Source organism: Natrinema salinisoli (genome assembly GCF_020405205.1).
Classification (GTDB): domain Archaea; phylum Halobacteriota; class Halobacteria; order Halobacteriales; family Natrialbaceae; genus Natrinema; species Natrinema salinisoli.
Genome location: NZ_CP084469.1, coordinates 1,488,113 through 1,507,294, shown reverse-complemented (window position 1 = coordinate 1,507,294; position 19,182 = coordinate 1,488,113). Strand labels below are relative to the sequence as shown.

The 19,182-nt window shown below is 66.0% G+C and carries 18 protein-coding genes; 10 read left to right on the top strand and 8 right to left on the bottom strand.

The genetic code is table 11. The annotated features are described in order from the left end of the window. Positions 1 to 227: 227 nt before the first annotated feature. On the top strand, positions 228 to 1,619 hold the full coding sequence (locus LDB05_RS07480; RefSeq protein WP_226007296.1) for a PAS domain-containing protein: 1,392 nt from the start codon (positions 228 to 230) through the stop codon (positions 1,617 to 1,619). 112 nt (positions 1,620 to 1,731) lie between these two features. Here LDB05_RS07480 and LDB05_RS07475 read toward each other — a convergent pair whose 3' ends face one another. Beyond that, positions 1,732 to 3,324, bottom strand: coding sequence for an alkaline phosphatase family protein (locus tag LDB05_RS07475; RefSeq protein ID WP_226007295.1), 1,593 nt, complete (start codon positions 3,322 to 3,324; stop codon positions 1,732 to 1,734). 268 nt (positions 3,325 to 3,592) lie between these two features. On the opposite strand from LDB05_RS07475, the gene LDB05_RS07470 reads away from it, so the two are divergent. The 6 genes from LDB05_RS07470 (at position 3,593) to LDB05_RS07445 (ending at position 8,442) form a co-directional block, all read left to right on the top strand. Further along, entirely contained in the window at positions 3,593 to 4,528 is a 936-nt protein-coding gene (locus LDB05_RS07470; RefSeq protein WP_226007294.1) for a polysaccharide deacetylase family protein, read from the top strand. 127 nt (positions 4,529 to 4,655) lie between these two features. Beyond that, positions 4,656 to 5,774 carry a Gfo/Idh/MocA family protein gene (locus LDB05_RS07465; protein ID WP_226007293.1) on the top strand — a complete coding sequence of 373 codons (1,119 nt, stop codon included), beginning with the start codon at positions 4,656 to 4,658 and terminating at the stop codon, positions 5,772 to 5,774. Next, a complete protein-coding gene (locus tag LDB05_RS07460) occupies positions 5,771 to 6,700 on the top strand; it encodes a DUF362 domain-containing protein (RefSeq protein ID WP_226007292.1) in 930 nt (309 codons plus the stop codon). The genes LDB05_RS07465 and LDB05_RS07460 overlap by 4 nt, the downstream gene beginning before the upstream one ends. Further along, entirely contained in the window at positions 6,697 to 7,677 is a 981-nt protein-coding gene (locus tag LDB05_RS07455; RefSeq protein WP_226007291.1) for an NAD-dependent epimerase/dehydratase family protein, read from the top strand. Before LDB05_RS07460 ends, LDB05_RS07455 begins: the two co-directional genes overlap by 4 nt. A 158-nt stretch (positions 7,678 to 7,835) precedes the next feature. Further along, positions 7,836 to 8,081, top strand: a complete 246-nt coding sequence (locus LDB05_RS07450; protein WP_226007290.1) for an AbrB/MazE/SpoVT family DNA-binding domain-containing protein — start codon at positions 7,836 to 7,838, stop codon at positions 8,079 to 8,081. Continuing rightward, complete coding sequence (locus LDB05_RS07445) at positions 8,071 to 8,442, top strand: PIN domain-containing protein (RefSeq protein WP_226007289.1); 372 nt, start codon at positions 8,071 to 8,073, stop codon at positions 8,440 to 8,442. Before LDB05_RS07450 ends, LDB05_RS07445 begins: the two co-directional genes overlap by 11 nt. Positions 8,443 to 8,575: 133 nt before the next feature. On the opposite strand, the gene LDB05_RS07440 is transcribed toward LDB05_RS07445, so the two are convergent. Further along, positions 8,576 to 9,556: a glycosyltransferase gene (locus LDB05_RS07440; protein ID WP_226007288.1), complete on the bottom strand. Its 981-nt coding sequence runs from the start codon at positions 9,554 to 9,556 to the stop codon at positions 8,576 to 8,578. A gap of 164 nt (positions 9,557 to 9,720) precedes the next feature. Here LDB05_RS07440 and LDB05_RS07435 point away from each other — a divergent pair, with 164 nt between their 5' ends. Then, complete coding sequence (locus LDB05_RS07435; RefSeq protein ID WP_226007287.1) at positions 9,721 to 10,821, top strand: DUF354 domain-containing protein; 1,101 nt, start codon at positions 9,721 to 9,723, stop codon at positions 10,819 to 10,821. 110 nt (positions 10,822 to 10,931) lie between these two features. Continuing rightward, on the top strand, positions 10,932 to 11,138 hold the full coding sequence (locus LDB05_RS07430; protein ID WP_226007286.1) for a hypothetical protein: 207 nt from the start codon (positions 10,932 to 10,934) through the stop codon (positions 11,136 to 11,138). Positions 11,139 to 11,265: 127 nt separating this feature from the next. Here LDB05_RS07430 and LDB05_RS07425 read toward each other — a convergent pair whose 3' ends face one another. Genes LDB05_RS07425 through LDB05_RS07405 form a run of 5 tightly spaced genes read right to left on the bottom strand, consistent with a single transcriptional unit; the run spans position 11,266 to position 16,699 of the window. Beyond that, complete coding sequence (locus LDB05_RS07425) at positions 11,266 to 12,351, bottom strand: glycosyltransferase family 2 protein (RefSeq protein WP_226007285.1); 1,086 nt, start codon at positions 12,349 to 12,351, stop codon at positions 11,266 to 11,268. Then, a complete protein-coding gene (locus LDB05_RS07420; protein WP_226007284.1) occupies positions 12,344 to 13,861 on the bottom strand; it encodes a nucleotide sugar dehydrogenase in 1,518 nt (505 codons plus the stop codon). Before LDB05_RS07420 ends, LDB05_RS07425 begins: the two co-directional genes overlap by 8 nt. Continuing rightward, positions 13,861 to 14,886: a Gfo/Idh/MocA family protein gene (locus tag LDB05_RS07415; protein WP_226007283.1), complete on the bottom strand. Its 1,026-nt coding sequence runs from the start codon at positions 14,884 to 14,886 to the stop codon at positions 13,861 to 13,863. The genes LDB05_RS07420 and LDB05_RS07415 overlap by 1 nt, the downstream gene beginning before the upstream one ends. Next, positions 14,883 to 16,112, bottom strand: a complete 1,230-nt coding sequence (locus LDB05_RS07410) for a DegT/DnrJ/EryC1/StrS family aminotransferase (RefSeq protein WP_226007282.1) — start codon at positions 16,110 to 16,112, stop codon at positions 14,883 to 14,885. The genes LDB05_RS07415 and LDB05_RS07410 overlap by 4 nt, the downstream gene beginning before the upstream one ends. Next, entirely contained in the window at positions 16,109 to 16,699 is a 591-nt protein-coding gene (locus LDB05_RS07405) for an acyltransferase (RefSeq protein ID WP_226007281.1), read from the bottom strand. The genes LDB05_RS07410 and LDB05_RS07405 overlap by 4 nt, the downstream gene beginning before the upstream one ends. A 467-nt stretch (positions 16,700 to 17,166) precedes the next feature. Between LDB05_RS07405 and LDB05_RS07400 the strand changes: the two genes are divergently transcribed. After that, positions 17,167 to 17,703 (top strand): DUF7344 domain-containing protein, encoded by a 537-nt coding sequence (locus tag LDB05_RS07400; protein WP_226007280.1) that lies wholly within the window; start codon positions 17,167 to 17,169, stop codon positions 17,701 to 17,703. A gap of 298 nt (positions 17,704 to 18,001) precedes the next feature. Here LDB05_RS07400 and LDB05_RS07395 read toward each other — a convergent pair whose 3' ends face one another. Beyond that, positions 18,002 to 18,991, bottom strand: coding sequence for a DUF1616 domain-containing protein (locus tag LDB05_RS07395; protein ID WP_226007279.1), 990 nt, complete (start codon positions 18,989 to 18,991; stop codon positions 18,002 to 18,004). Between the last annotated feature and the right edge of the window lie 191 nt (positions 18,992 to 19,182).

The window sequence follows — 19,182 nt, the reverse complement described above, 5'->3', positions numbered from 1 at the left end:
AACGTTCTGTGACCGATTACATCGGATCGGAGACAGGACATTAGTAAATAATCGCATACCGAACAGTCACGATCGCCGCGGCGGAACGCGAGAACGGGTGAGCGGCCGTCCGCTCCGTGCGAGAACGTTCAACCGACGGGTCTCCGTCGGACGGGGACGCCGCTGGAATGCGAACGTTTCCCACACGTTTTTCTGCCCCCTCTCCCAAATCATACCAGATCAGGCGAATGGAGATCGGAGAGCTGACACCGTTCCTGCTCGAGTACACGCAGGACAAAATCGCCGTGGTCGACGACGAGTTGCAGTACGTCTACGTCAACGAGGCGAGTGAGGCGATTCTGGGCTACGAACCGGACCAGCTTATCGGCCAGCCGGCCCGTGACTACGTCCACCCGGACGACGAGCGGACGGTCGCAGCTCAGTTCCGAGCGATCGGTTCGTCGAACGAGCCGTCGGCGACGGTCCGCTATCGCCACGCGACCAGCGACGGCGAGTGGGTGTGGCTGGAAAGTCGCTTCACCGACCTCCCCGACGACACCCTCGAGGGATACGTCGTCAGCTCTCGGGACATCTCCGAGCAAGTGGCCGCGGAACGAGACCGCCGCGACGCCGAGAGCCGACTTCGCACGATCGCCGGCACGGTCGGCGACGTCCTGTGGATGTTCAGCGGGGACTGGTCCGAGTTACTGTTCGTCAACCCGGCCTACGAGGACGTCTTCGGCCGCCCCGTCGAGGCGCTCCGGGAGGATCCGACGCAGTTCCTCGAAGTCGTCCACCCCGACGACATCGATCGCGTTCGGGAGGCGATGGAACGCGCTTCGAGCGGCGAATCGGTCGACATCGAGTATCGCGTCAATCCGGAGGCCGATTACAGCAGGTGGGTGTGGGTGCGATCCGAACCGATCGTCGAGAACGGCGAGGTGGTCCGGATCGTCGGCTTCTCTCGAGATATCACGGATCGACGGCGGCGGGAACGCCAACTGGCAGTCATGGACAAGCTGCTTCGGCACAACCTGCGAAACGATATGGCCGTCATCCTCGGCAACGCCGAGTGCATCGCCAGCGAGGCGTCCGACCCGGCTCGCGGGCGCGCAGAAATCATTCGACAGCAGGGCCGGGATCTCCTCGAGAGCACCGACAAGCAACGCGAAATCATCGATTTGCTCACCGGGAACACGGTTCCGAACGCGATCGATCTCGTCCCGGTCGTCACCGACGCCATCGAAACGACACGCGGCCGGTACCCGAACGCGACCATCGAAACGACGGTACCGGAGTCGGCGACGGCGACCGCCCTCCACGAGGTCGAACTGGCGATCACGGAACTGCTCGAGAACGCCGTTCGCCACGCCACGGACGGCCATCCGGAGCTGTCGGTGACCGTTCGGTCCGGGCCGAAAACCGTCGACATCGAGATTCGGGACGATTGTCCGCCGATTCCGGAGGTCGAATTCCGCGTCCTGACCGGTGACTGGGGAATGGACGACGTCTATCACACGTCCGGACTCGGGCTCTGGCTCGTCTACTGGGTCGTCGACCTCTCGGACGGCCACATCTCGTTCGACCGATCGGAAACTGGAAACGTCATCACCGTGTCGCTCGAGCGAAACCAGTCCTGACTGCGCGGGCATCGCGCGACCGCACCGGTTGCGGGACCGAAAACGCGATTCGTCGAGCACGTTGTGCGGACAGCGCCACGTGTCGTCCGGCACGTCGTTCGGCGGGCCTCCGTCACTCCATGTAGCCGAGCCCCTTCAGTCGATCTTCGACCTCGCCGAACTCCTCGTCGACCTCCTCGTCGGTTTCGAGCCGACTCGTCGCCGTGCGTTCGACTTTGGTCTTCGCCGGCGTGGCTTCGTTGTCGAAGGCATCGAACAGCACCCGCCCGTCGGCGTTTTTCGGCACCGGTTCGCCGATTCCGTGAAGCAGGGTCGGTGCGATGTCGACCACGCGGGCACCGCGCAACGTTGCCCCCGCTGCGATCGAGGGACCGCGACACAGGACGATCCCCTCGCTGCGGTGACTCGCCTCGTAGGTACCGGTGTCGCCGAGGACCGATTCGGACATCCCGCTCCGGGACTCGTAGACCCCGCGGCCGCTAACCACCAGATCCGGGGACTCGTCGTCCGTCGGGAACAGTTCGTCGCCGTCGTGAACCTCGAGTAGCGGGTCGCCGCTCTCGTCGGTGGCCGACTCGAACGCGGCTCTGATGTCGGCTTTCACCTGCGCTACTTCGCTCGGGGCGACGAGACCGCTATCGAAGCGGTCGGTGTCGTTGATGTAGCAGTTGCCCGTATCGTGAACGAACGCGACGGTGCGGTCGTAGTCGACGTCGTAGAGGGCGTGGTCGCCGGGGATCTGTTCGGCGACGGAGTCGACCAGCCGTCGGGGGAGCGACTGCACGAGCGTTTCTTCGGTGATCCCGACGCGGCTGAGTGCGCCGGTAATGGCGTCGCGGGAGATACCGAGGCTCGCGAGCGCCCCTCGAGTACCCTCGTCCTCGCGCTGGAACAGGTACCCCTCCCGTTCCAGGATACGGTTGACGTAGACGAGTTCGTCGATCGGGCCGAAGCCGTGGTCGGAAACGATGTAGAGGTCCGCGTCGTGGTCGTCCGTGTAGTCCACGACGTCGCCGACGATCCGATCGAGTTTCTTGTAGTGAGCGAGTAATCGATCCATGTCCCAGACGAGATGCTGGAACCGGTCGGGTGCGGTGTAGACGAAGAAGAACAGTTGCCAGTCGTCACCGGCCCGATCCATCTGGATCTGCATGAGTTCGCGGCGTTTGGCGAGCATCTCGTCGACGGCGGCCTCGAACTCGTCCGGTCGATCGGCGTACTCGGGGTAGTCGAGGCTGATCTCGTAGTTCGGGATCCGGGCGTCGATCTCGTCCTGTAGTTCGGGCGGGTGCGCGAACTCCCGATCCGTCGAGGGAGTCATCATCCCGGTGACCATGGTGCCGTCGATCTCGCGGACCGGATACGTCATCGGCACGTTTCCGACGTGGGACGGTCCGAGCTGGTCCCAGAGGGCCGGCTGTGCGAGATCGCGGCTCGTATACATTTCGTGACTATACTCCGAAGAGAGGTTTTGAAAGCCGTATATGCCGTGCTTGTCCGGCCAGACGCCCGTCGCGATCGACGGCCACGCGAGCGGCGTCGTCGGTGGACGCGTGCTATCGAGCGTACCGGATGCGCCTTCCTCGCGAACCCGGGCGATGTTCGGGAGTTCACCCTCGTCGCTCCATCGCTCGATGAGTCTCCACGGTACGCCGTCGAGTCCGAGCACGAACGCTCGCTCGGAGGGTATTGTAGATCCGCTCATGATTGAACAGTTGAGACGTTACGAACGCCTGCTATCCTGCTGATCGGCCGAGGACCGCTTTGTTATAGAGATGCTTCAGTATCCGGCTCGATTGACGTGTTCTTGTTCGATCGAATTACTGCTAATCTCACCGACCCTCGCGCACAATTCCCGCTTACTGGCCGCGTACGCTCACGATGAGGACAAGTGACCCAGGCAGGAAATTCATAACAAAGATATCCGAGAGAAAGCAGTTGGGCTATGGAACAGGACCGACGGGGTGGTTGCTGTGGGTAGCGTCGTGATCTCTCTCGATGCGGAACTGGGCTGGGGCTTTCACGATCTTCCGAATCCGCCGTCCGAACGGGTCGAGGCCGGTCGCCGCGGGTGGTCGGTTTTGCTCGATCTGTTCTCGGAGTACGACATTCCGGCGACCTGGGCGGTCGTTGGTCACCTGCTGCTCGATCGCTGCGACGGAGAGCACGCCGACCACCCGGCCCCGGACGGCTGGTTCGAACGCGAACGAGGCGATTGGCGGGATCGCGAAGACTTGCGCTTCGGTCCGGACCTCGTGCGAGAAACCCTCGAGTCGGACGTCGATCACGAGTTCGCCAGCCACTCGTTTTCCCACGTCCTCTTCGGTCGGCCCGAGACGGACCGCGAGCTCGCAGTCGCCGAACTCGAGCGCAGTATCGAAATCGCCACGGACTGGAACCAGTCAGTCAAATCGTTCGTTTATCCGCGCAACGACGTCGGCCACCGTGACGTTCTGGCCGACCATGGGATCAGCGCCTATCGCAGCAAATCGCCGACCGGATACGGCGTTCGGTGTATGTTCGACCTGACGGTGCTCAACCGATCGATACTCGTGGAACCCACCATCGACGAACACGGGCTCGTCGATATACCCGCTTCGATATTCCTCTTCGGGTTCGAGGGGCACGCGCGGACGGTCGCCGAATCGGTCTGGGAGGATCCGATGGTCGCGCTCGCTCGGTACGGCATCGACGAAGCAGCGACGAACGACGGGGTTTTCCACATGTGGCTCCACCCGAACAACCTGACCCACGAGCGGGACGATCGTCGCATGCGTGCGATCCTCGCCTACCTCGATCAGCGCCGTTCCGAGACCGATCTGACCGTCGAGACGATGGCCGACGTCGCCTGTCGAATCACCGGCGTGTCGACGGTGGCCGACGGCCATCCGACCGTGAGCTGGAACTGACCTGTCGTCCGTCATGATCGAATTCCGTGGCTACAGCCGGCGAGCGAGCGTGAACGAGATGCTACACGCGGCCCCAGATTGATACGACGCCGATAACAAAGCCCGCTGCTGCCCCGGTCTCTGGCAGATGGCACTACCGCTTTTGAACCGATTGACCGGCTCGACTGGACTGTCGCTCGGCGTTCTCGGGGTCGGAAACATCGGCTCAGTACACCTGAAATCGGCTGTCTCGATGTCCGGCGTCGAGGTCGTGGCGGCCGCCGACGCCGTTCCCGAGAACCGCACGCGAGCCGAACGTGCCGGCGTTTCTCGCACGTACGACGACTACGGGACGCTGCTCGAGTCCGAGGAGCTGGACGCGGCGGTCGTCGCTCTTCCTCCCTTCCTCCACGCCGACGCCGTCGAGCGGGCCGCCGAGGCCGGCGTCGACGTCTTCGTCGAGAAACCCCTCGCCCGATCGACCGAGGAGGCCGATCGACTGCTCGAGACCGCCCGCGAGGCGGGGATCGCCGTCGGTGTCGATCACACGCTGCGCTACCAGCCCGACATGGCAGGAGTCAAAGACGCCTACGACGAGGGGAGCGTCGGCCACGTTCCCTACGCCTCGATCACGCGACTCAACGATCACCCGCTCGGTCGACCGCCCGCCGGCGAGGCGCCGCCCGAATGGCCCATGGACCCCGACGCGGCCGGCGGCGGCTCGCTGTTCGAACTTGGAATTCACTGTTTCGACGTTCTCGAGTGGTTGTTCGGCGACCTCGAGATCAGGGACGCGGCGATGGGGCGGACGCTCGATACCGAGGCCGAGGACGCCGCGACCGTGCTCGTCGAGGCGCCGGAGACGGGAACGACGATCACGCTCCACTGTGGCACCTACCAGTGGGAGCAGTTGCCGGAGGTCAACACCCGGCTGCGCCTCGAGGGCGTGACGGGGACGATCAGTAACCAGGACCACCTGCCGGAGAACTTCTACGCGGGCGCGGCTAAATCGGCGCTGTCGAACGTCGCGAGTCGACTTACCGGGGACGAGCCGGACGTCTTTGGTCCCACGTTCTACCTCCAGGCCCACTACGACGCGTTCGCGGACTTCTGCACCGCGGTCCGCGAGGGCGAGCAGCCGCCGATCGACGGGGCCGACGGCCGGCGCACGCTCGCGCTCGCCGAACGGGCCTACGAGCTCGCCGCGGACCGAGAGGAGGCGGACGCGGCTCCCGACGGGCTCGAGACGCCGGAGGTGTCCCCATGAGCTCCGCGCCGGTCCGTGCAGCCGCCGTCGACGCCGCCGACCGCCGCGGCTGGGTTCCCGATATCGACGCCCGAATGGCCGCCCTCGAGTCGCCGGTTCGAGACGTGCTCGGGTCGGCCCTCGAGACGCTCGCGGACGCCGATCGGATCACCGTCGTGCCGGATGCACACTACCCGTTCCACCCCTCGTCGGGCATGGTCACGGACCCCGCCGTCGTCGGCTCGATCGTCGCCCGCCTCGAGCGGCGGACGGACGCGGAAATCGCCGTCGCCGGCGCGAGCGACGAGCGGATCTCTTTCGACCGAACCGCGGCGTATCTCGGCTATGTGAGCCTGCTGGAGCGATTCGACGCGACGGTCGTCGATCTGGCGGACGACGCTCGGACCGACGAGGTCTGCGCGATCGACGGGCGTCCGGTCTCGCTCTCGGTACCGGATCGCCTCGCCGAGAGTCGCGTGGTCGTCGTGCCGTCGCTACGGCCGACCGAGGACGGGCCGGCCGCGGGTGCGATGCGAACGCTCGGCTCGCTCGTCGAGTGCGACGCAGCCCCCTCGCGGGCCCCGATCGCGGCGACGCGCGTCCTCGATCCTGCGATTGCGGTGCTGGACGCGACGACCGCATACGGCGGCGATCCCGTCGCCGCGAACACGCTCTTCGCGGGATCGGCACCCGCCGTCGACGCCGTCGCGACCTCACTGCTCGGGCGGTCGATCGAGACCGATGAGGCGCTCGAGACGGCTCGCGGGGACGAGGGACCGGTCGCCGTGGAGGGAGTCGACGTCGACCTCGAACGCCTCCGAGACCGGATACCGGCGGGCGGGTTGCCACCGGCGGACGACACGCATCCCGCCGTCTCAACGGCCTACCGCGTCTACGCGGCCGTGGCCGGCGACGCCGTCCCGCCGCAACTCGAGGGTGGTCGATGACCGCGACGACCGAATCTCGGACCGCGGCGGTCACCGGCGCGACCGGGTTCCTCGGGTCGGCCCTCTGTCACCGCCTGCTCGAGGCGGGCTGGACGGTCCGCGGGCTCAGCCGACCGACGTCCGACCGCGGTGAGCTTCAGGACGTGGACTGGTACGTCGGCGATCTCTTCGACGACGAGACGCTGCGAGAACTCGTCGACGGTGCCGACGCCGTCTTCCACCTCGCGGGGATCGGCCTCTGGGACGCCGGCCCCGAGACCGTCCGGGAGGTGAATCGCGACGGGACCGAGCAGGTGCTCGAAGCGTGTCGTCGCAGCGATGCAGGTCGGGTGGTGTTTACCAGCACCGCCGGGACGCGCCGACCACAGGGTGACGCGGATTTCGCCGACGAGACTGACGTGGCCGAACCGATCGGTGCCTACCAGGCGTCGAAAGCCGAGGCGGAGAACCTGGTCGATCGATACGCGGAAACGGACGGGGATGCCGTCACCGTCCACCCGACGTCGATCTTCGGCCCCGGCGACGAGGCGTTCACCGCCCAGCTGCTCGCGATGGGCGTCGAACGAACGATGCCCGCCCACCTCCCGGGCGGCCTGAGCATCGTCGGCGTCTCGGACGTCGTCGACGGCCTGGTAGCAGCCTCCGAGCACGGCTCCAGCGGCGAACACTACATCCTCGGCGGCGAGAACCTCACCTACCAGCGAGCGGTCTCCCGGATCGCCGACGCCGCCGACGGCTCCCCCGCACGGATCCGCGTTCCCGCGACCGCGATCCACGCCGCCGGCCCCGTCGCCGAAGTCGTCGACGCCGTCGCCGATCGCCGGGTATTCCCCTTCGACCGAGAGATGGCCCAGCTCGCGACCCAGCGGCTGTTCTACACCTCGAGAAAAGCCAGCGAGGAGTTGGGCTACGAGTATCAGCCCCTCGAGGCGCACGTGCCCGAGGCGATGGCGTGGTATCGGGCGGAAGTCCAATAAGTCCGATCGTCGATCCGGACGAATCGAAGTGGACCCGGGTAGTTTCTCGTGACTCACATCACACCAGGATAACTGGTCAATGGACTCCGTAGATCCCACTCGTGATAAACGAATGGGAATAGATTTATCTCTTGCCCGCTCGTCGTCATTAGGTAGGTATGTCCGAGATCACCACGGACGAACGCGGACGGATCACGATTCCGAAGGCGGTCCGCGAGCGCTTCGGCGAGCGGTATCGGCTCGTCGAACTGGAAGACGGTATCAAACTCATGCCCGTTCCGGACGATCCACTGGAGTCGCTGCGCAACGCCGCCAGCGACGAGTTGAAAGCCGCGTCCATGGACGAACTGCGGGAGGCTGGGCTCGACGAAGGTCGGGAACAAGCGACCGAGCATGTACGCTGATACGGATTTCTGGCTCGCGCTACTCAAAGCCGACGACTGGCTCGCCGATCGCGCGGAATCGAAACTCGACGAGCACCGCGGCGAACTCGAGGTCTCGCTGGCGACGTTCATCGAACTCTTTCTGGTCGAGGAGCGGTTCGCATTCGATCGAGAGGAAGCGACGCTCGCGATCATCGAACTCGCCGAGACGGACGTCGATCCGGATACCGTGTTTCAGGCGTCGGCGTACATCGACGACGGGTTAAACACGTTCGATGCCTTCCACGCAGCGCTCGCGAACGACGCGATCCTCTCGAGCGATCAGGCGTTCGAGACGATCGAGCTCGACTGCGTCGCGCTCGAGGGCGACACCGAGAACTAGCACTCACACTCCACCTCCGTGTCGGAGGTCGAGTGACGATACACGGCCGGTCTCGCAGACTGAATTCACTCGCACTGTGACGGACTCCGGTCCGACGTGAACCACTTGCCCCGGAGATGACGCTTCGGTGAGCTCACTCGACTCGAGGGACGCTCCGTGCGGGCCGCTTCTCGCCCTCGGTCTCGATGGGCCGGCCGGCGACCCGCTCGTAGACCTCGAGCATCCGCTCTGCGGTCCGGTCGATACTGACCTCGCGGGCGGCCTCCCGGCCGTTCGACCGTTCGCCCCGCTCGAGGACGTCGATCAGTCCGCGAATCAATTCGTCGTCGCTGGTGGCGACGTGCGACGGGTCGACGCCGGCCAGTCGCTCCCGGACGTCGCCGACGTCGAGGGCGACCACGGGGAGATTGCAGGCCAGCGCCTCCTTCACCGAGTTGGGCGATCCCTCGCTGTCGGAAGTCAACAGGAGCGCGTCGGCGGCGTTCATGTAGTCCGGGACCGCGTCGTGATCGACGCCGTAGACGGTCCGGAGCCGCACCGGGCGCTCGAGGAGATTGTCGACCACGGTGACGATCCGTTCGGCCCGCGGGTGGTTCTTCACCTCGCGTGCGGGCGGGTACGGGAATAGTACTTCATACGCGTCCTCGTCGTCCCACCCGACCCTCGATCGGGCACGAGCCTGGGGTTCCGGCCGAAACGTCTCGAGGTCGACGCCGTCCGGAATCACCGTGCAGTCGCTGCCGAGGGCCTCGCGCATCCGTTCGGACATGACGACGACCGCGTCACACAGCGGGACGGAGAGCCGACTGATGGGGGCAACGGGTCCGTGTACGTCCGACCCCCACAGCGAGAGGACGACCGGTTTCCGGACCTGTGCGAGCGCCATCGGTGCCGTCAGGCCGTAGTGAGCGTGGATCAGGTCGTAGCCGTTTCCCGCTTCCCGGACGACTTTCGGAACGGTGCGAACGTAGTCCGCCGGACTCCGGTCGGTATCGGCGTCGACGTCGCCGGCGACCGACAGCGTCGAAAACGAGACGCCCCGGTCCTCGAGCGCGGCCATCTGCTGGATCATGAACGGGGCGTCGGCGTTCGTCGTAAGCGTGAGGACGTCCATCTCGAAGTGCCTGAAAGAAGGGACTGACGTCGTTTTGTTAGCCACACCGCTTCGGGAGTTTTCTTCACGTACACCGGGACGTGGCGGCCGGAGATGCCGACGTTCGATCGACAGGCGGTGTAGCTATGCGATTACAATGGGCCGAGAGCGGGTAGCGAACGTCGATGCGGATCCTCGTCCTGGCGAACACGCCCGCACACGTTCACCTGTACAGACACACCGTCGATCGGCTCGAGGAAGCGGGACACGAGGTGCTCGTGCTCACCCGGGAATACGCCTGTACGACCGACCTACTCGATTTTTTCGAGCTGCCCTACCGAGTGTACGGCGGCCACCGGACGGACGGATACTCGACGCTTCAGTTCGCCCGCGAGCTCGGCGGCCAGTTTTGCAGGATCGGGATCGAAGCGCTTCGGTTCGCTCCCGACGTCGTCTTCGGTCGCGGCCCCTTCGCCGCCTATGCCGGAACGCTCACGCGGACGCCGGTAGTACTCGTGCTCGACGACGAACCCGGCGACTTCAACCACACCGTCTCGCGCCCCTTCGCCGATTGTATCCTCTCGCCGGCGGTCACTCGCCGCGATCTCGGCGATGACCACTACACCTTCGACGGCTTCAAAGAGTGCGCCTATCTCCATCCGGACGTCTTCGAGACGAACGGGGATATTCGGGAGTACCTCGACGTCGATCCGGACGAACCGTACGTCATCGTCCGATTCAACGCCCTCGACGCGCTCCACGACGCGGGCCTCGAGGGATTTCGGCCCGACCAGCGACGGGACCTGATCGAGCGGCTGAGCGAGGCGGCGACCGTTTTCGTCTCCGACGAGGGCAACGAGATGGATCTCCGGGGCCTCCCGGCGCGACCGTACGACCTCCACCCCGCGTTGATCCACGATGCGATGGCAGAGGCCTCGCTGCTGGTCGCCGACACCGGGACGATGGCCACCGAAGCCGCGCTGCTCGGAACGCCCGCCTTCCGCTATCGCGGGACCGACGACCACGAGTACGGGGAGTTCCGGGAACTCGAGCGCGCCGGCCTGGCCGAGCAGTTCGACGAGTACGAGGCGATTCGCGATCGATCTCTCGAGATTCTCGCGGACGACGATGCACGCGACCGGTGGCAGGACCGACGGCGGGAGTACGTGGGCGGGCTGGTGAACCTCACCGACCTCCTCGTCGACGTGGCCACCTCTCGAGGCGAACCCGGCCGACTCGACGGGTCGACGAAACGAGCACTACAGCCGCGTTCACGGACGATCTGAGGGATCGTTCGCTCTTCGCGCCGATACCGTCTCACCGACACGACTGTCGTCTCGTTGCTCACGAAACACTTTTATTCGTATCCGGAAAAGGTCCGACAAGCCCCCGTTCTATGAGTCTCTCCACACTCCTCAGTGAACTGTTACCCGGTCGAAATACCGCGGCGAACACTCCCGAATCCGCTTCGGAAGACGGCGACGGCGTCCCCTCAGTCACGGTCGTCTACGAGTGTCGAAACTGCGGAACGAACGTCTCGGCCGGAACGAATCGGTGTCCCGCCTGCGAGAGCGAGGACATCGTCACGTACTCCATCGAGTGAGTCCGCTGTCCGTTCCGGAGTCGATATCGTCCCGTTCGCCACCGTCGGCAGAAATCGCATGTACCGTCGCCGGTCGTCGCGAGAACGCGACGCGGTTCGAACGACGTTGCGGTCCCCGAGCCCGGCGTTACCGTGAGCCCGGGTGTGCTGCCGTTCGATCCTCCTGCTCTCGCTCCCGTTTCGCCGCTCCAGTGCGATCGACCGACTGGACCTCGAGGGGTTCGTTCGCCTCGGCGTCGAGCCGGATCGCGGTGCCGAGGGAGACGAGACCGAGCAACGCGGCGACGAACGAGGCGGCCACACCCGCGATGCCGTCCTCGCCTCGCGCCGCCCGGCCGAGCGAGCCGACGATTCCCGACAGCCCGCCGGCGAGACCCAGGGCGGCCGTCCCGTAGAAGACGACCGCCGGATTGAACGACTGAACGAGATACCGAGTCTTCAGCCGCCAGCAGAAACTCTGGAGCAACAGCAGCGAGACGAACCGGACGAACGGCACGTACTTGATACTGCTCTCCTCGTCGCCGTAGACGGCCGACATCGGCACGTCCGCGACCCGATACCCCGCGACGTTGAGATGCGTCAGGAGGTGATTGAGGAAGCCGTACTGATCGGTGATCGACTCGAGGTCGAGCCACTCGATCGCCTCCCGCGAGATGGCCGTATACCCGTTCTGGGGGTCCCCGATCGACCAGTAGCCCGAGGCGAACTTCGAGAGGCCGGTGAGCATGGCGTTTCCGACGAACCGGAACCGCGACATGTCCTCGCGGTCCTCGGGATGGAGGAGTCGGTTCCCCTTGGCGTAGTCGGCCTCGCCGGTAACCACGGGGTCGATGATCCGATCGAGAATCGCGGGATCCATCTGTCCGTCGCCGTTCATGACGGCGACGACGTCGATCTCGTCGTCGACGGCACGACGGTAGCCCGTCTTGACGGCCGCGCCGTAGCCGTGATTCTCCTCGTGGCGAATCGGGACGACGCGCCGGTCGTCTCCCCCGTCGGCCACCGTGAGAGCCGGTTCGGTGTCTCCATCGGCCGCGGTTTCGTTGATGGTCTCGGCGACGCGTCGGATCACGTCCCAGCTCTCGTCCGGCGAACCGTCGTCGACGGCGTAGATCCGATCGACGAAGTCCGGGACCGTCTCGATGACGCGACCGACGAACGCCGCCTCGTCGTAGGCCGTCACGACGACGCCGATCCGTTTTCCCTTATACATCGTTTCCACCGTCCGTCCGCCGAGGCGTCGGTTCGCCGTCCGCCGGTGTCGATCCGGTCTCCGTCTCCGAAACGGGGGTTCGCTCACGACGCGGCGGCCGGCCGTCGCTCGAGCCCGCGAAGGCGTACTCGCGATGTGCCGTCTCCGAGAGATCGACCGCGTCCCGTCCGTCGACGACGACCGTGGGCTCGAGGGCGTCCCAGTCGATTCGGTCGAACGCCTCGTGGGGAGTGACTATCACGGCGGCGTCGAACGCCTCCTCGGTCAGGTCGTCCGTCGCGACCGGCCGCGCGCCGTAGTCGGCCGGATCGACGAGCGGGTCGACGCCCGCGACGGCCGCCCCCCGCTCGTGCAGCGCGTCGATGACGTCGATCGCGGGCGAGGCGCGGGTTTCCTCGACGCCGGGGCGATACGTTATCCCGAGGACGACGACAGAGGCGTCAGCGAGGTCGGTGTCGACGCGTTCGAGTTCCCGCTCGAGCCGCTCGACGACGACTGACGGCATCTCGTCGTTGACCCGGCGAGCCGTCCGCGTCACGTGCATCGGTTCGTCGGTCCGGTCGAGCAGGAAGTGCGGGTAGTAGGGAATACAGTGACCGCCGACGCCGGGGCCCGGGTCGTGTAACTGACACATCGGGAGGTCGTTGGCCGTGTCGATCGCCTCGCGGACGGAGATTCCGAGCTCGTCGGCGAGTCGACCCAGCTCGTTCGCGAGGCCGATGTTGACGTCGCGGTAGATCCCCTCGAACACCTTGACGGCTTCCGCCGTCGTCGCGTCGGAAACCGCGTGAACGTCGTTGTCCGAGAGTTCGCCGTAGACTATCGCTGCGGCTCGCGTACTCTCGTCGTCGACGCCGCCGACGACCTTCGGGTACCGGCCGCGGATGTCCCGCAGCGCCGTCCCCGACGACGTCCGTTCCGGACAGAACGCGAGCCCGAACTCGTCGGGCGAGAGGTCGCTTTCGGCCGCGAGGTGTGGCTCGAGGACGTCGCGACAGGTCCCCGGCGGGAGCGTCGATTCCGCGATCACCAGGTCGCCGGGAGCGAGGCCGGCCGCGATATCGTCGACGACGGATTCGACCGTCGAGAGGTCCGGTTGGTCGTCGTCATCCAGCAGCGTCGGAACGATGATGACGTGGATTCGTGCCGTCTCGGCCGCTTCCGTCCCGTCCGTCGTCGCCGTGAGCCGACCGGCGTCGACCTGTTCGGCGACGAGCTCGTCGAGTCCAGGCTCCCCCACGACGTGACTCTCGCCGTCGGCAACCGCGTCGACGACTGCGGGGTCGACGTCGACGCCGATCGCGTTGCCCGTCGTCTCGGCGTAGACGGCCGCGAGCGGGAGTCCCATCTTGCCGAGTCCGTAGACCGCGACCGGGAGCTCGCCGTTCGTCAACCGGTCGCGCTGTCGGCGTTCCGACCGGCTCGAGCCGTACAGCCCGGACGCCGCCCGGGAATCGATTTCGTCGGTTTCGTCGCTTCCGTCAGTTCGACCGTTCGAACCTCCGGGCATCAGGCTTCCACCTCCGGTTCCCGAGACGGATCGTCCTCGCCGTCGTCCGTCGGCCCCGTCGCGAGCCGGTCGATCAACTGGACCGTCTCGAGCGCCTGAATGCCGTCCTCGGCGGTGACGACCGGTTCCGAGCCGGATCGAACCGCCGAGACGAACGACTCGAGCTCGTATCGCAGCGGTTCGCCGGTGTCGACGTGGGGGCGTTCGACGACGCTCTCGTGGCGGTAGCGGGGCTGGCCGTCGCCCGAGAGGTATTCGGGGTAGGAATCGCGGTGGATCAACACCGACTGCTCGAGGTAGTCCACCTCGAGGAGGCAGTCGCGGGCGGTGACGGTGAGCTTTCGCACCTTCTTCTGGGTGACGCGGCTCGCGGTCACCGTCGCGACGACGTCGCCGTACTCGATCGTCGCGGTGGCGTACTGCCCGTCGTCGGTTCCCATCGCGGCGATCGATCGCGGTTTCGCGTCGAGTATCGACCCGACGATATCGACGTCGTGAACCATCAGGTCGTAGATGACGTTGCCCGGTGCCGTCCGGTCGACCGGCGGGCCGAGCCGCTCGGCTTCGACGCCGATCACGTCCAGGTCGCCGATCAGATCTTCGACCGTCTGGACTGCCGGATTGAACCGTTCGATGTGACCGACTTGCAACACCAGCCCGGCCTCGCGGGCGTGCTCGGCCAGCTGCTGCCCCTCCTCGACGGTCCCGGCGATCGGCTTCTCGACGAGGACGTGGACGCCCGCGTCGAGGCAGGTCGAAACCGTCTCGTAGTGGGCTCCGGTCGGGACGGCCACCGTGACGAGATCGCACCGATCGAGCAGCGCCTCGAGTCCGACTGGCTCGGTTCCGTGCTCGCGGGCGACGTTCCGGGCGATCTCGTCGTCACGGTCCGTGACACCGACGAGGTCGACGGTCGGTAGTTCGCCGTAGACGCGGGCGTGGTTCTGTCCCATCGAGCCGACGCCGATGACACCGGCCCGAATCGGTTCTTCGGTCGTTGTGTTCGTCCTACGGTTCGTAGTCATTGACTGGCAAAGTGATCGCACACTGCTTCGACGACGATCCGTCGGTCGCGCTCGGAGAGCCCGGGATGGACGGGGAGCGAGAGGACTTCGTCGGCCGCCCGTTCGGCTCGGGGTAGCGTCGCCGCGGCCGTGCTGACCGTTTCGTAGGCCGGCAGGCGGTGGATCGGCGTCTCGTAGTAGACGCCGGTTCCGACCTCCCGTTCCGAGAGGGTCGTCTCGAGCCCGTCCCGGTCGTCCGTCCGAACCGTATACTGATGGTAGACGTGTCGAGAGCCCGCCGGCACCGTCGGCGTTTCGAGCGGGAGGTCGGCGAACCGGTCGTCGTACACGGCGGCGTTCTCCCGCCGAGCGCGGTTGAACTGCGACAGCCGCTCGAGTTGGACGCGGCCGATCGCCGCGGCGACGCTCGTCAGTCGGTAGTTGTGGCCGAGATCGACGTGGTCGTATCCCCCGGTGCCGCTCGTGTCCCGGCCGTGATTGACGTAGCTCGCGGTTCGGTCGGCGATATCGTCCCGATCGGTGACGATCATTCCGCCCTCGCCGGTCGTCATGTTCTTCGTGGGATAGAACGAGAAGCACGCGGCGTCGCCGAACCCGCCGACTCGAGTGCCGTCGATCGCCGCTCCGTGGGCCTGACACGCGTCTTCGACCACGAACAGATCGCGTTCGTCCGCCAGGGCACACAGCGCGGGCATGTCGGCGGGCAGCCCGTAGAGGTGGACGGGAAGGATACCGACGATGTCGTCTCGCTCCTCGAGTACTCGCTCGACGGCGTCCGGGTCCAGGGTGTACGTCTCGGGATCGATATCGGCGAAGACCGGCGTCCCGCCGGCCAGTCGAATCGCGTTCGCGCTCGCCACGAACGAAAACGGCGAGGTGATCACCGCGTCACCGTCTTGGACGCCGAGCGCCTCGAGCGCGGCGTGGAGCGCGGTCGTTCCGTTCGCCGTCGCGACTCCCTCGTCGGCACCACAGTAGGTCGCGAACTCGTCCTCGAACGCTCTCACTTCCGGCCCGTCGGCGAGCCGGTCGCTCTCGAGCACGGATTCGACCCGTTCGATCGCGTCGGCACTGAGCTCCGGATCAGCGATCGGAACCGGCGTCGGCTCTCCGTTCGATCCGAGCTCGCTGTCCGTCCCGTCGGTACCCACACCGGCGTCAGTGCCGGACTCGGAACCGCCACCGGAATCGATACCGCCGTCGGTCTCTGGATTCGGTTCGGTCATGCGAGCTGGTTCGCCCCCTCGAGCGGCTCGGGTAAGTCCTGGACGGTGGCAGGCGTCCCGACGGCCAGACTGTCGGCCGGGACGTCCTCGGTGACGACGGCACCGGCCGCGACGAACGCGTTCTCGCCGACGGTGACGCCCGGCAACAGCGTCGCGTTCGCACCGATCGATGCGCCGTCCTCGATCGTCGGCCCCTCGAGTCCGTCGTCGGTTCGGACGGGGTACTCGTCGTTGGTCAACACCGCCCCCGGGCCGACGAAGACGTTGCTCCCGATCGTCGTCTGCGTCGGGACGTAGACGGACGTCTGGAGGCTGACGTTGTCGCCGATCGTCGTCTCCCCGTCGATGACCGTCTTCGTTCCGACGAGGACGCCGTCGCCGATCGTCGTCCCCTCGCGAACCAGCACGTCGTGGCCGGTCGCGAACCCGTCGCCGATCGTCACGTCGCCGTAGACGATCGACCCGGCCCTGATCGTCGCGTCGTCGCCGATCCGAGTCGGGTCGTCGAACTCGCCGTAGCCGACCGTTGCGTCGTCGTCGATCAGACAACCGTCGCCGCGTATCACCTCACGGACCGCTTCGCTCATCGGCTCTCACCTCTTTCGTCCGGCGAGGGTCCCCTGTTCTCGCTCGCTCGACCGCGACGACGGCCCGTCGCGTCCGTTCGAACCGGTAATTCATCTCGTGGTCCGTCCCGTATTCGTTTCATAGTGAATCGATACCCGCGTGGGCAGTCGTGCTCAAACAGCCGGTAACGAGGCTTTGTTATCCCCGGCCTGTGGCGTCCGTAGCCACGAACTACAGTATCACCGAGCCGAACGGACGGCGACCGCCGTCTCCCGCTCGTTTACGCCCGCGACGGAGCGTCCCCGCCGGGGTAGATCCGAAAACCCTCGTATGAGACGTCAGTCACGGGTGCTAACTGGTACAATTCGCTTTCGGACGGGTAGCAGTGTGATAGTAAAGTGTCACACGATGGCATCCCCTGCTGTGAGGAATCCGACCACACCCGTCGGACGGGACCGGGAGCCGATCCGACACGACGAGAGCACACATGTCTGACAGCGAACTCACGCAAGCCAAACTGTTCGATGTCTTTAGCAATGCGCGCCGGCGGCGAACGGTCCAGTTCCTGAAACGGCAGGGCGGGTCCTGCGACCTCGCCCCGCTCGTCGAACAGGTCGCCGCCTGGGAGAACGACACCGATATCGACGACGTGACCCGAACACAGCGACGGCGGGTCTACATCTCGCTGTACCAGACCCACCTGCCCATGCTCGAGGACCACGGTATCGTCGACTGGGACCCGGACGGTCACGAGATCGAGCTGTTGCCGAGCACGGAGCGCTTCGAACCGTATCTCGATCGCCACCTCGAGGATCAAACGCAGTGGCATCGGCGGTACGCGGCCGTGACGGTCCTCGGGTGCGTCGCGTTCGGACTGGCGGCGTTCGCGATCGGACCGTTGACGACGGCCATGGCTCCGATCATTGCACTCGCACTCTGTGTCGTCGTCCTCGGTCTCTCGGTCGCACAGCACGTCTCACGGCGTCCGGAGCTACAGCTTCCGTTCCAGCGTGCGAGCCGATAGCCGACCGGATTCCCGCGTTCTGCCGCTCCTGTTCCCTGCCGCAGCCGGCGCTCTCCTCCCGAGGTATCCCTCGACACCGTTCCGTGCGAGCGGTCTGGCGACCGCTCCGTTCGGTCGACCCGTTTCCACGTCGCCGACGCGTCCGTGTGATCGGGTTCGCACTGACTGTCGGTGATTCCGATACCGCTCTCCACAACGCGACGTTCGCCGCCGTCTCCTCGAGAACAGGATCACCGTGGCGGGCGAAAGAAATCGGACTCCGTCGAACGAACTCCGGCTGGCGAGTCGCGACCCGCTCTCACTCCTCGGTCACCGTGACCCAGAAATGGGTCTCCTCGGCTGCGTTCTCGTTCGTCGGGGAAGTCGGCGGATCGCCGTCGTAGAGCAACACGCTGATCCGAACCGTGTCACCCGGCTCCGCCGTCGGCGTCACCGATCGCTCTCCGGTCCCCGTCGCGCCGTCCGACACCGTCGCGTCGATGCGCCGTAACTCCGTGCGCTCGACGACCGTCCCGTCCTCGAGGAACTGCTCCTGGACGACGACCGTGTACTCCCGGTCGGTCCCCTCCTGGTTTTCGATCGCGATCGTCAGGGGGATCGATTCCCCGGACTCGATCTCGCTGGGAAGTTCGCCGGCGACGACCTCGCCGGCCTCGTTTTCGCTGTAGAGCGCGAGTTCGCTGAACCCGCCGGCCGACACGGGAAACAGGACGGCTACGAACAACGCACTGATCGCCGCCCCGATCGCCAGGACGAGGAACACCGTCGACGCGGTCGCGAGCGCGTTGTCGTCGCCGACGAGCCGCTCGAGAGCCACGGCCGGTGAGACGGAAAACCGTTCGCTGTCCGGCGTTCGGAGCCGTCGAACGACGCCGACCTGTGCGACGACGATCGTCCCGACGCTGAGTACCGTTACGATCGACGTCGCAGTCAACCCGACTCCGGCGAGGGGCAGCAGTATGACGACCAGAGGGATGACCGCCAGTGACAGAACGAACCCCAGTCCGGCGCGCTCGGTGACGTCGATTCCTCGTGGGCGGCCCTCAGCAGTCGTGGTCGGCGTCTCCGCCGGATCGCGTGCGCCTGCCGGGAACAGCGCCGACACGAGTGCGTAACCGGGAAGAAAGAGGGCGAGCGGAAACGTCACGAAGAGCCGGAGGCCGCTCTCACGTCCGACCGACGTCACGATCAGGTACGCGAGTACCGCACCGATCGAGACGGCCGCGAGATCGATCGGATACCGCCGAACGAGGCTCAACCCCATCCAGGTATTTCGCCGATGGCTCATCGATTATACACCGACGCTCGCTGGTCAGCGTTCGATCTCCGTGCGAACAGAGCGACTGTCATTCTCGGTCCATCGGTGTACTCTCGCGTTCTTTGTTATGGTCGTGTTACCGACAGGAACCGGCGGCTGCTCGACGGACGTGCAGACGGGGAGACGAACGCGAGCCACCGATCGCTGGAGGTCAGTCCGTC